At 65.9% G+C, this 12613-nt stretch carries 10 protein-coding genes; 9 read left to right on the top strand and 1 reads right to left on the bottom strand.

What is annotated here, in order from left to right; translation table 11 throughout:
• Positions 1-50 precede the first annotated feature (50 nt).
• Complete coding sequence (gene murC, locus J6525_RS08960; RefSeq protein ID WP_092088700.1) at positions 51-1454, top strand: UDP-N-acetylmuramate--L-alanine ligase; 1404 nt, start codon at positions 51-53, stop codon at positions 1452-1454.
• Positions 1455-1510: 56 nt separating this feature from the next.
• On the opposite strand, the gene J6525_RS08955 is transcribed toward murC, so the two are convergent.
• Complete coding sequence (locus J6525_RS08955; RefSeq protein WP_092088699.1) at positions 1511-1843, bottom strand: GIY-YIG nuclease family protein; 333 nt, start codon at positions 1841-1843, stop codon at positions 1511-1513.
• A 20-nt stretch (positions 1844-1863) separates the two neighbouring features.
• Between J6525_RS08955 and murB the strand changes: the two genes are divergently transcribed.
• From murB to recN, 8 genes are all read left to right on the top strand, one after another.
• Positions 1864-2784 (top strand): UDP-N-acetylmuramate dehydrogenase, encoded by a 921-nt coding sequence (gene murB, locus J6525_RS08950; protein ID WP_092088697.1) that lies wholly within the window; start codon positions 1864-1866, stop codon positions 2782-2784.
• Positions 2785-2892: 108 nt separating this feature from the next.
• Positions 2893-3879 carry a D-alanine--D-alanine ligase family protein gene (locus J6525_RS08945; protein WP_092088695.1) on the top strand — a complete coding sequence of 329 codons (987 nt, stop codon included), beginning with the start codon at positions 2893-2895 and terminating at the stop codon, positions 3877-3879.
• A gap of 331 nt (positions 3880-4210) precedes the next feature.
• Positions 4211-5221, top strand: a complete 1011-nt coding sequence (locus J6525_RS08935) for a cell division protein FtsQ/DivIB (RefSeq protein ID WP_225162853.1) — start codon at positions 4211-4213, stop codon at positions 5219-5221.
• Positions 5218-6534 (top strand): cell division protein FtsA, encoded by a 1317-nt coding sequence (gene ftsA, locus J6525_RS08930; RefSeq protein ID WP_028332543.1) that lies wholly within the window; start codon positions 5218-5220, stop codon positions 6532-6534. The genes J6525_RS08935 and ftsA overlap by 4 nt, the downstream gene beginning before the upstream one ends.
• Positions 6535-6623: 89 nt before the next feature.
• Positions 6624-8414 carry a cell division protein FtsZ gene (ftsZ, locus tag J6525_RS08925; RefSeq protein ID WP_225643717.1) on the top strand — a complete coding sequence of 597 codons (1791 nt, stop codon included), beginning with the start codon at positions 6624-6626 and terminating at the stop codon, positions 8412-8414.
• A 350-nt stretch (positions 8415-8764) separates the two neighbouring features.
• On the top strand, positions 8765-9727 hold the full coding sequence (gene lpxC / locus J6525_RS08920; protein ID WP_168858441.1) for a UDP-3-O-acyl-N-acetylglucosamine deacetylase: 963 nt from the start codon (positions 8765-8767) through the stop codon (positions 9725-9727).
• A 258-nt stretch (positions 9728-9985) separates the two neighbouring features.
• Positions 9986-10894, top strand: a complete 909-nt coding sequence (locus tag J6525_RS08915) for an outer membrane protein assembly factor BamD (protein ID WP_376708461.1) — start codon at positions 9986-9988, stop codon at positions 10892-10894.
• A gap of 13 nt (positions 10895-10907) precedes the next feature.
• Complete coding sequence (gene recN, locus J6525_RS08910) at positions 10908-12581, top strand: DNA repair protein RecN (protein WP_225643713.1); 1674 nt, start codon at positions 10908-10910, stop codon at positions 12579-12581.
• The last annotated feature ends 32 nt before the right edge of the window (positions 12582-12613 follow it).

The raw sequence follows: 12613 nt of genomic DNA, 5'->3' as shown, positions 1-12613 counted from the left end.
AGTCGGAGAATTGCCGGGGTGAGTCCGGAGACGATGAAGGTGTTAGCATCATGAGACTGCCGCGCGAGATCGGACCCATTCACTTCGTCGGGATCGGCGGCATCGGCATGAGCGGCATCGCCGAGGTACTGATCAATCTCGGCTACACCGTGCAGGGTTCCGATGCTTCGGACAATTACAACCTCGACCGCTTGCGCAAGAAGGGCGCCAAGGTCTCGGTCGGCCACGCCGCCGAGAATGTCGACGGCGCCGATGTCGTCGTGGTCTCGACTGCGATCAAGCGCGACAATCCCGAACTGATGGCGGCCCGCGCGCGACGCATTCCGGTGGTGCGGCGCGCCGAGATGCTGGCGGAACTGATGCGGCTGAAGAGCTGCGTCGCGATCGCCGGCACCCATGGCAAGACCACCACGACCACGATGGTGACGACCCTGCTCGATGCCGGTGGGCTCGATCCGACCGTGATCAATGGCGGCATCATCAACGCCTATGGCTCCAACGCGCGGCTCGGTGCCGGCGACTGGATGGTGGTCGAAGCCGACGAGAGCGACGGCACCTTCCTGAAGCTGCCGTCCGATGTCGTCATCGTCACCAATATCGACCCCGAGCATCTCGATCACTTCAAGACCTTCGAGGCGATCCAGGACGCGTTCCGCAATTTCGTCGAGAACGTCCCGTTCTACGGCTTTGCCGTGATGTGCACCGATCACCCCGTGGTGCAAACTCTCGTCGGCAAGATCGAAGACCGCCGCATCATCACCTACGGCCAGAACCCGCAGGCCGATGCGCAGCTCAAGGAGCTGACGCCGATGGGCGGCGGCTCGAAATTCTCGGTCGCGATCCGCGATCGCAAGTCCGGCGCGGTCCATGAGATCGCCGATATCATGCTGCCGATGCCGGGGCGCCACAACGCATCGAATGCGACGGCGGCGATCGCGGTCGCGCACGAGCTTGGCGTGTCCGATGACGTCATCCGCCAGGCCATGGCCGGCTTTGGCGGCGTCAAGCGGCGCTTCACCAAGACCGGCGAAACCAACGGCATCACCGTGATCGACGATTACGGTCATCATCCGGTCGAGATCGCAGCCGTGCTGAAGGCGGCGCGGGAATCCGTCAACGGCAAGATCGTCGCCGTGGTGCAGCCGCATCGCTACACCCGCCTGCAATCCTTGTTCGAGGAATTCTGCACCTGCTTCAACGATGCCGATGCGGTCGTGGTCGCCGAGGTCTATCCGGCCGGCGAGGCGCCGATCGCCGGCATCGACCGTGATCATTTCGCCGCCGGCCTGCGCGCCCACGGCCATCGCAACGTTGTCCCGTTGCCGAACGCGGGCGAGCTCGCAAAGATCGTGCACGGTCTTGCCAAGCCCGGTGACCTCGTCGTCTGCCTCGGCGCCGGCAACATCACGCAATGGGCCTACGCACTGCCCGGCGAATTGAAGGCGCTGGGGTGATGATGGCCTCGTATCCATCCACGTCATGGCCGGGCTTGTCCCGGCCATCCACGTCTTCACTGCACTATCGCGTCGTACAGGCAGTCCCAGTTCGGGTTCGCTGCGATGATCTTGCGGATCTTCCAAGCGCGCCGCCAATGCTTGATGGTGTGTTCGCGCTGGATGGCTGTACGGATCTCGTCAAAGTGCTCAAAGTAGACGAGTCGCTTCAGTCCTCGCTTGGTGAAGCCGTCGACGAAGCCGGAACGGTGCTCGAATATCCGGCGGACAAGATCACTCGTTACCCCGACGTAGAGCATGCCGTTCGGACGGTTGGTCAGAAAATAGACGTACCCCTCTGTCATGTGGGGATATTGCAAGACGTGGATGGCCGGGACAAGCCCGGCCATGACGGATGGAGAGGTCACCCATGACCTTCCCCGACATCACGCCCGATCTGAAAGCCGCGATGCCGGAGCTGCGCGGGCGGCTGCTGGCGAACCAGTCGCTGGCGGAGCTGACCTGGTTTCGCGTCGGCGGCCCGGCGCAGGTGCTGTTCACGCCGGCAGATGAAGATGACCTCGCCTATTTCCTGAAGCGCCTGCCGCAGGAATTGCCGGTCTACGTCGTCGGCGTCGGCTCCAATCTGATCGTGCGCGATGGCGGCATGCCTGGCGTCGTGATCCGGCTCGCGCCGCGCGCGTTCGGCGAGACCAGCGCGGCCGGCGATGTCGTCACCGCCGGCGCTGCGGCGCTCGACAAGCGCGTCGCCGAGACGGCTGCGGCGGCTGACATCGGCGGCATGGAATTCTTCTTCGGCATTCCCGGCACCGTCGGCGGCGCGCTGCGCATGAATGCCGGCGCCAATGGCGGCGAGACCAAGGACGTGCTGATCGAGGCCACCGGCATCGGCCGCGACGGCGTGAAGCATACGTTCGGCAATGCCGACATGAAGTTCGTCTATCGCAATAGCGGCGTCGATCCGTCCATCGTCTTCACCTCGGCGCGCTTCCGCGGCAGGATCACCGATGCTGAGGCGATCCGCGCCCGCATGAACGAGGTGCAGACCCATCGCGAGACCGCGCAGCCGATCCGCGAGAAGACCGGCGGCTCGACCTTCAAGAATCCGCCCGGCAACAGCGCCTGGAAGCTGATCGACGCCGCCGGCTGCCGCGGCCTCAAGGTCGGCGGCGCGCAGGTGTCGGAGATGCACTGCAATTTCCTGATCAACACCGGCAACGCCACCGGGCACGACATCGAGACGCTCGGCGAGACGGTGCGTGAACGGGTCAAGCAAAGCAGCGGAATTGAGCTACACTGGGAAATCAAGCGGATCGGAAATTCATCGTAGTCGTCATTCCGGGGCGATGCGCAGCATCGAACCCGGAATCTCGAGAGTCCGGGTCCGGTGCTTCGGACCATCCCGGAATGACGGAAGTAGCGAAGACAGGCAAAGAAGATGCAGGTGACCATTCTGTTCGGCGGCACCAACAAGGAGCGGCTGGTCTCGGTGGCGAGCACGCAGGCGCTGCACCGCGCGCTGCCCGACGCGGACCTCTGGTTCTGGGACGTCGACGACACCGTGCACGCGGTGACGTCGGAAAAACTGCTCGGCCACACGCGTCCGTTCGAGGTCGACTTCAAACCCGACGGTCGCGGCATCGCACTCGACCAGGCGCTCGACAAGGCGGGCGCCGAGCAGCGCGTGCTGGTGTTCGGCCTGCACGGCGGCCGCGCCGAGAATGGCGAATTGCAGGCGATGTGCGAGATGCGCAATGTCGCGTTCACCGGCTCCGGCTCGGCGTCGTCGCATCTGGCGTTCGACAAGCCGTCGGCAAAGCGTTTCGCCGCGATCGCTGGCCTCAACGCGCCGCAGGGCATCAATGTCGAACAGATCGATGACGCCTTTGCGAAACACGGCAAGCTGATTGCAAAACCCGCCAAGGACGGATCGAGCTACGGGCTGATCTTCGTCAACGCGAAGCAGGATCTCGTCGCGGTCCGCAATGCCGCGAAGCATGAAGAGTATCTGATCGAGCCGTTCGTGTCGGGCGTGGAGGCGACCTGTGGCGTGCTCGAGCAGTCCGACGGCTCCGTGTTCGCGCTGCCGCCGATCGAGATCGTGCCGGGGGAGGGAACCTTCGACTACACAGCCAAATACCTGCTGAAGTCGACCCAGGAGATCTGTCCCGGCCGCTTTGCGCCCGAGGTCAGCGCCGCGATCATGGACCATGCGCTGCGGGCGCACCGCGCGCTGTCCTGCACCGGCTACTCGCGCAGCGATTTCATCGTCTCGGCCAATGGCCCGGTCTACCTCGAGACCAACACCCTGCCGGGGCTCACCGCGGCATCACTGTACCCTAAGGCCTTGAAAGCACAGGGCATCGCCTTTGCCGACTTCCTCACCGACCAGATCGAGCTGGCCCGCCGCCGCGTCCGAAGTTAACGCCCTGCCGGGCGGAACCCGCCCTGGTCGGCCGGAGGGAACCCGGGCGCTGTTGCTAAAATGCTAACGAGTTCGCGGCAAAGTACTCACAGCGTTGGTCAAAACACGCTCCAGGCCGAAGTCATTTACCGTTTGTTTACCAGGAAGCCCGAAGGTTAACGCTGGCGGCGCATGTAGCGCTTGGCTGCCGGGGCGTGAGCTGTCGCGGATTACCGCTTCGAGGATCGCAACCAGGGAACAGGGGGCCACTCTAATCCCACCGGTCTAGCCGAGACGTGATTTGTGCCGGGACCCGCGGGTTTGCGGGCGCAACATGTGACGAGCTCGTGCAATGGATGGTGCAGGACGCCTCACCCGATCGCTGCGATCGCTGGGGCCTCAAGCTGACCTGAGAGCAGCCGCTATTGGAGCGGCGGTGCTGCTGCGCGAGTATGTCGGCGCCCATCTCGCGCGCCGCAGGCGGCATCCCGCCAAGCGGCCGCAAGTCATCATCGATCGCGAGCCGCCGAACCGCTACATCCTGATGGTCGAACGTTATCTGCCGCGCCGCATCGGGCTGGTCGCGACGCTCGCGATCCTGTTCGGCAGCCTGGGCCTCGGCATCGTCAAGGGCGGCCATGTCGAGGAATTCACCACCGCGCTCAGCGACGCCCGCAACGCGCTCGCCAACACCGCCGGCTTCCGCATCACCACCGTCGGCATCAACGGCCGCAAGCAGCTAAGCCAGGACGAGGTGCTCGCGATCGGCGGCGTCAACGGCCGCTCCTCGCTGCTGTTCCTCGACGCCGACACCGTGCGCGCCAAGCTGAAGGCCAATCCCTGGATCGCGGATGCCACGATCCTGAAGCTCTATCCGGGCCGGCTGCAGATCGACATCGTCGAGCGCACCGCCTTCGCGCTGTGGCAGCAGAACGGCCGCCTGTCGGTGATCGCTTCCGACGGCGCGGTGCTCGAGCCCTACGTCTCGCGCCGCTTCCTCAATCTGCCGCTGGTGGTCGGCAAGGGCGCCGACGTCAGGGCCCACGACTTCCTGGCGCTGCTCGACCGTTATCCGCAGGTCCGTTCGGTGACCAAGGCCGCGATCTTCGTCGGCGAGCGGCGCTGGAACCTGCGCCTCAAGGACGGTCTCGACGTCCGCCTGCCGGAGAACGACGTCGGCAACGCGCTCGCTGCGCTCTCGCGGCTCGACAAGGACGAGAAGCTGTTCTCGCGCGACATTGTCGCCGTCGACATGCGCCTGCCCGATCGGCTGATCGTGCAATTGTCAGAGGACGCCGGCAAGGCGCGCGACGAGCTGTTCAAGGACAAGAAGTCCAAGAAGAAGGCCGGTGACTCCGCATGACCGGCCTCGATCGCAACCTGACCCCGAAGACGCGCCCGATGCAGAAGCGCACCGCGATGGTGGCTTCGCTCGATGTCGGCTCCAGCAAGATCGCCTGCATGATCGCGCGGCTGAGGCCGTCGCCGCCGAACGAGGCGCTGCGCGGACGCACCCATGCGGTCGAATTGATCGGCTACAGCCAGATCCAGTCGCGCGGCGTCAAGGCCGGCTCCGTCGTCGATCTCGCCGAATGCGAGAAGGCGGTGCGCCACGCGGTGGCGCTGGCCGAGCGCATGGCGAAAGTCCGTGTCGAATCCGTCCTGCTGTCAGTCTCCGGCGGCCGGCAGCACGGCCAGCTGGTCGAGGCCGCGGCCGATATCCGCGGCGGCTCGGTGACCTCGGACGATATCAGCCGCGTCACGTCCGCCGGCATGCGCCACGCCGCAGGCGCGGGCCGCACCGTGCTGCACGCGCTGCCGGTCGGCTACGCGCTCGACGGCGTCAAGGGCATCCGCGATCCCAGAGGCATGGTGGCGCGCCAGTTCGGCGTCGACATGAACGTGGTGACGTCGGATGCGACGGTCGCCAAGAACCTGATGCTGGTGGTCGAGCGCTGCCATCTCAACGTCGAAGCCATGGCGTCGAGCCCCTATGTCGCGGGCCTCTCGGTGCTGACCGACGACGAGGCCGATCTCGGCGCTGCCGTCGTCGAGATGGGCGCGGGATCGACCACGATCGCGACATACTCCGGCGGACGTCTCGTGCACGCATCCGGATTTGCGCTGGGCGGACAACACATCACGATGGACCTTGCGCGCGGCATCGGCGCGTGCATTGCGGATGCCGAGAGAATCAAGACTTTATACGGCACGGTGCTGACCGGCGGTTCGGACTCGCGCGAGCTGATGTCCGTTCCCACTGCAGGCGATGATCGGGAGACACCGCAAATCGTGTCCCGCGCCACGATTGCGAACATTGTCCGGCATCGCGCCGAGGAGATTTTCGAAATGGTCCGTGACCGGCTCGCGGATTCCCCCTTTGCGGCAGAGCCGAGGGCGCGCGTCGTGCTGAGCGGCGGCGCCTCGCAGCTCACCGGCACCGTCGAGCTTGCCACCCGCATCCTGAACCGTCAGGTCCGCATCGGCCGTCCGCTCGGCTTCGGCCGGCTGCCGAACGAGGCGAAGGGCGCTTCGTTCTCGGTGCCGACGGGCCTCCTGGTCTATCCGCAATACGCACATCTTGAACATGTCGAACCGCGGCGCACGCGGCAGCTCAGGACAGGGACAGACGGTTACTTCGGAAAGGTCGGACGATGGCTTCGCGAGGGCTTCTGATGACCGCACCCCGGCTCACTGCATTTTCACCAGCTCCGGCGGCCAGCGGCCGGGACGAACCAACGCGCGCATAATCGAGAGAGGCAACCATGGCACTCAATCTGACACCCCCTGACATCAGCGAGCTGAAACCGCGGATCACCGTCTTCGGCGTCGGCGGCGCGGGTGGTAATGCCGTCAACAACATGATCACCGCCGGGTTGCAGGGCGTCGACTTCGTCGTCGCCAACACCGACGCGCAGGCGCTGACCATGTCGAAGGCGCAGCGCATCGTGCAGATGGGCACCCAGGTCACCCAGGGCCTCGGCGCCGGTTCGCAGCCCGACGTCGGCGCTGCGGCCGCGCAGGAGGTGATGGACGAGCTGCGCGATCACCTCACCGGCGCCAACATGGTGTTCGTCACCGCCGGCATGGGCGGCGGCACCGGCACCGGTGCTGCACCCGTGATCGCCAAGGCCGCGCGCGAGATGGGAATCCTCACCGTCGGCGTGGTGACCAAGCCGTTCCACTTCGAAGGTCAGCGCCGCATGCGCACCGCCGAGCACGGCATCGCCGAGCTGCACAAGGTGGTCGACACGCTGCTGATCATTCCGAACCAGAACCTGTTCCGGGTCGCCAACGAGAAGACCACCTTCGCCGACGCCTTCGCGATGGCCGACCAGGTGCTGTACTCGGGCGTCGCCTGCATCACCGACCTGATGGTCAAGGAAGGTCTGATCAACCTCGACTTCGCCGACGTCCGCGCCGTGATGCGTGAAATGGGCAAGGCGATGATGGGCACCGGCGAAGCCACCGGCGAGAAGCGCGCGCTGACCGCCGCGGAAGCCGCGATCGCCAACCCGCTGATCGACGACAGCTCGATGAAGGGCGCCCGCGGCCTCTTGATCTCGATCACGGGCGGCAAGGACCTGACCCTGTTCGAGGTCGACGAAGCCGCCACCCGCATCCGCGAAGAGGTCGACGCAGACGCCAACATCATCGTCGGCGCCACCTTCGACGAATCGCTCGACGGCGTCATTCGCGTCTCGGTGGTCGCAACCGGTATCGAGCAGGCCGCGATCGCCTCCCGCGCCCAGGCTCCCGCCGCGCAGCAGTCGGGCGGTTCGCCGGAGAGCCGGCTGGCCGATCTGACCGCCCGCCTGCGTGCCGACAATCAGCGCATGGCCGAACGTGCCCAGAAGCTGGAACCGCCGACCGGCGTGACAGTCGCCCCGATTGCGGCTACCGCCGCTCCGCAACAGCGTCCGGCTGTGGAGCGCGCCGCGCTCGCGGCGATCGCCGCAGCGGTTGCTCCCGACAGCGCGCCGGCTGCCCAGGCGCCGATGCAGCCGGCCTCCTACGGTGACGTCACCGTGCGGCCGATTGCCCAGAAGCCCTCGCTGTTCCCGGACCACGAGGCCGCCCGGGCCGAGCAGCATGAGCCGATGCCGCCCGAAACCTTCATCCCGCAGGCGGCGGAACGGTCGCCGGTCCGTGCTCCGCGGATGCCGAAGTTCGAGGATCTGCCGATGCCGGCGCAGGCCGAAATCCGCCAGGCCAGCGGTGACGGCGAACCGGAACACCCGCAGAAGACCCGCCTGTCGCTGCTGCAGCGGCTAGCCAATGTCGGCCTCGGCCGCCGCGACGAAGAGACCGAGCCGCCGATCGCGGCCCGTACCTCCGGTCCGGCCATGCCGACGATGCCGCCGCTGCCCGAGCGCAAGCCGGCCCGCAGCGTCGCCCAGCAGATCTCGGCGAACGAATCGCCGGTATCCGAATATGCAAAGCGCCCTGCGCCGCAGGGTCTGGACGCTCATGGCCGCCAGGCACCTGTTGCCCCGGCGCCACAGGGTGACGACCATCTTGATATCCCGGCCTTCCTGCGCCGGCAGGCAAACTGAAGTTTGTTACAATCTTGGCCACGAAGAAGGCCTCGGCGGGGAACCGCCGGGGCCTTTTCCTTGGCGCGGGCAGGCGATCGCGCCGGATGAACAAGCAACTGATTTTAAATGATTAATTATTCTTTCGGTGGTCAGATGGCGCGTCGCCGAGGACCGCTTTCGCTGCCGTAGTTTGGTTTACCTTGGGCGTGAATGCGGCGGAGATGGGGTAACAATCGGTAAAGAAGCGTGAGTTGGCGCGGTTTAGGGCCGTGACTATGGTCTGCCGTGACTTGGGGAGCTCAAGCGAGTCGGCCTTGGGGAAATTTGGCCACTTGAATTGAGTGAAGTCGGGTAGTGGGCATTATCGAATGAAGTTCAGCCGTCAAACAACGCTTCGGTCGCAAGCCACCGTGACTGGCGTAGGCGTTCATTCCGGTCTTCCTGTCAGTCTCACCATGGGACCTGCACCTGTTGATGCGGGTTTTATTTTTGTCCGCACCGGTCTCGACGGTTCCGACCGTGAAGTCGTGGCCACCGCCGATGCGGTGATCGCGACCGAGTTCGCGACGGTGCTGGGTGACCGCGAAGGGCCGCTGGTTTCCACCGCCGAGCACGTGCTCGCGGCGCTGCGCGGCATGGGCGTCGACAACGCCACCATCGAAGTCGATGGCGCCGAAGTTCCGATCATGGACGGCAGCGCTGCAGCGTTCGTCGCGGCCATCGATCAGGCCGGCATTGTGACCCAGCCCGGCGTCCGCCGCTTCATCCAGGTTTTGAAGCCGGTGCAGGTCAAGATCGGCGAATCGGTTGGCGAGCTGCGTCCGTTCGCCGGCGGGTTCCGCACCGAAGTCGAGATCGATTTCACCAACCAGGTGATTGGTCGCCAGACCTTCACCTTCGATCTGTCGCCGGAAGGTTTCCGTCGCGAGGTCGCACGGGCCCGCACGTTCGGCTGCATGAGCGACGTAGCGCGGCTGTGGGGCGCAGGCTTCGCGCTCGGCGCGTCTTTCGACAACACCGTGGTGTTCGACGAGGCTCGTCTCCTCAACGCCGAGGGCCTGCGCTACGCCGACGAATGCGCCCGCCACAAGGTGCTCGACGTGATCGGCGATCTGGCGCTGGCCGGCCTGCCGCTGCTCGGCAGCTACCGTTCGGTACGGGGCGGCCACAAGCTCAACAACGCGGTGCTGAAGGCGCTGCTCGCCGACCGCAGCGCCTGGCGGGTGGTCGAATCGGAGACGGCTCGGCGGCCGGCCCGTGGCCATGTCGAAGCCGGTGCAGGCACCGTGGGCGGCCTCGTCGCCCCGGCCTATGGCCCGGACGTGTCCTGATCGCCCAAGTCCTGATCGCCTGGCCGGTCGAGCCCAATTTCTGTAATAACCACAGCAGGCTGTGAGCTTCGTCGGGTCGCCTTATTCCCGGCGGAATGGCTCCGTATTCGGTTGGTCCACGGTCATTTTTCGGCTAAGCAGGCCTGCGGTTGCGAGTAACGGCAGTCAAGGCACTGGAAATATTGCATCCATGACCGCGGTTCGTGGGTGGAGTGGGGTCGCCGTTAACCGCATCAAAGGCGTCAGGTTTTAAAATTCATGTCGGCAATGCGTATGGCGCTCGAATCACGCAATTCTTCTGACGTCTCCGGCCTGACCAAGGCCGCGCGCACGCTGCGTTTTGCGGCGGGGCTGATCGTGCTGGCACTGCCGCTCAGCGGCTGCGGCACCGGCGCGCTGTGGGACAAGTTCATGGCCAAGGACGACACGTTCGTCGATGAGCCCGCGGACAAGCTCTACAATGAGGGCTTGTACATGATGAACGAGAAGAAGGACCTGAAGGCCGCGTCGAAGAAGTTCGAGGAAGTCGACCGTCAGCATCCCTATTCCGACTGGGCGCGCAAGTCGCTCCTGATGTCGGCCTATTCGTTCTACCAGGCAGGCGACTACGACAGCTGCATCGGCTCTGCCACCCGCTACGTCACGCTGCATCCCGGCAGCCCGGACGCGTCCTACGCCCAGTACCTGATCGCGGCCTCGCATTTCGACCAGATCCCGGACATCTCGCGCGACCAGAGCCGCACCGAGAAGGCGATCGCGGCGCTCGAAGAGGTGGTCCGCAAATATCCGACCTCGGAATACGCCACCCAGGCCAAGTCCAAGATCCAGGCTGCGCGAGACCAGCTCGCCGGCAAGGAAATGGCGGTCGGGCGCTATTACATGGGCAAGCGCGACTTCACCGCCGCGATCAACCGCTTCAAGACCGTGGTCACGCAGTACCAGACCACGCGCCACGTCGAGGAGGCGCTGTACCGCCTCACCGAGGCCTACATGGCGATCGGCATCGCCGGCGAGGCGCAGACCGCGGCCGCGGTGCTCGGCCACAATTTTCCAGACAGCCGCTGGTACAAGGACGCATATAATCTAGTAAAGTCCGGCGGTCTCGAGCCGAGCGAGAATCAGGGTTCCTGGATCAGCAGGACCTTCAAGAAGATAGGTCTCGGCTAGGAATTGTCCTCGCATGCTGGCGCGTCTGTCGATCCGTGACATCGTCCTGATCGAACGGCTCGATATCGAATTTTCCCGTGGCCTCGCGGTGCTGACCGGCGAAACCGGCGCAGGCAAATCCATCCTGCTCGATGCCTTTGCGCTGGCGCTCGGCGGCCGCGGCGATGCCGGACTGGTGCGCCACGGCGCCGAACAGGGGCAGGTCACAGCCATGTTCGACGTCCCGAAGGGGCATCCGGCGGCCGGGATCCTGGCCGAGAACGGCCTCGACGACACCGGTGAGATGATCCTGCGCCGCGTGCAGCTCGCCGACGGCCGCACCCGCGCCTTCATCAACGATCAGGCGATCAGCGTGCAGACCCTGAAGGCGGTCGGTGCCGCGCTGGTCGAGATCCACGGCCAGCATGACGAGCGCGCGCTGGTCGACGCCTCCACCCATCGCCAGCTGCTCGACGCCTTCGCCGGACACGAGAAGGACGTCGCGGCGCTGGAAGCGCTGTGGGATATCAGGCGGACCGCCAATGCGGATCTCGACGAGCATCGCGCCGGCATGGAGCGCGCCGCGCGCGAGGCCGACTATCTGCGCCATGCCTCGCAGGAATTGAAGACGCTGGCGCCGAAGGAAGGCGAGGAGACCGAGCTCGCGGGTCGCCGCACCACCATGATGCAGGGCGAGAAGATCGCGACCGATCTGCGCGAGGCGCAGGAGGCGATCGGCGGCTCGCATTCGCCGGTGGCGTCGCTGTCGGCCGCGGTCCGGCGGCTGGAGCGGCGCGCCGCCAATGCGCCTGCGCTGATCGAGCCCGCGGTCAAGGCGATCGATATTGCGATCAACGCGCTGGAAGAGGCCGACCAGCACCTCAACGCCGCGCTGGCGGCGACCGATTTCGATCCGGCCGAGCTGGAGCGCATCGAGGAGCGGCTGTTCGCGCTGCGCGCCGCCTCGCGTAAATATTCGACGCCGGTCGATCTGCTGGCTGCGCTGGCGGCGCAATATGCCGGCGACGTCGCGCTGATCGATGCCGGCGCCGACCAGCTGAAGAAGCTGGAAGCGACTGCTGCTGAAGCCGACAAGCGCTATGCGGCGGCTGCCGCCAAACTGTCGGCGGCGCGCACCAAGGCCGCCGAGAAGCTCAACAAGGCCGTCAACGCCGAGCTTGCGCCGCTCAAGCTCGAGCGCGCGAAGTTCATGACCCAGGTCGAGAGCAACGCGGCCGCGCCGGGGCCGCAGGGCATCGACCGTGTCGAGTTCTGGGTGCAGACCAATCCGGGCACCAAGCCGGGGCCGATGATGAAGGTCGCCTCCGGCGGCGAACTGTCGCGCTTCCTGCTGGCGCTGAAGGTCGTGCTGGCCGATCGCGGCTCGGCGCCGACCTTGGTGTTCGACGAAATCGACACCGGCGTCGGCGGCGCGGTGGCCGATGCGATCGGCTCGCGGCTGGCGCGCCTTGCCGGCAAGGTGCAGGTGATGGCGGTGACGCACGCGCCGCAGGTCGCGGCCCGCGCCAGCCAGCATCTCCTGATCTCCAAGGACGCGCTCGACAAGGGCAAGCGGGTCGCCACCCGCGTCAACGCGCTCGCCGCCGACCACCGCCGCGAGGAGATCGCGCGCATGCTGGCCGGCGCCGAGATCACCGCGGAGGCGAGGGCGGCCGCGGAACGGCTGCTCAGGGCGGCGACGGCGTAATCTCTCCCCCTCGTCATTCCGGGGCGATGCGA

The organism is Bradyrhizobium australafricanum (assembly GCF_020329495.1).
Lineage (GTDB): Bacteria > Pseudomonadota > Alphaproteobacteria > Rhizobiales > Xanthobacteraceae > Bradyrhizobium > Bradyrhizobium australafricanum.
Note: the sequence above shows the minus strand (reverse complement) of the source record. Positions and strands in the feature narration are given on the sequence as shown.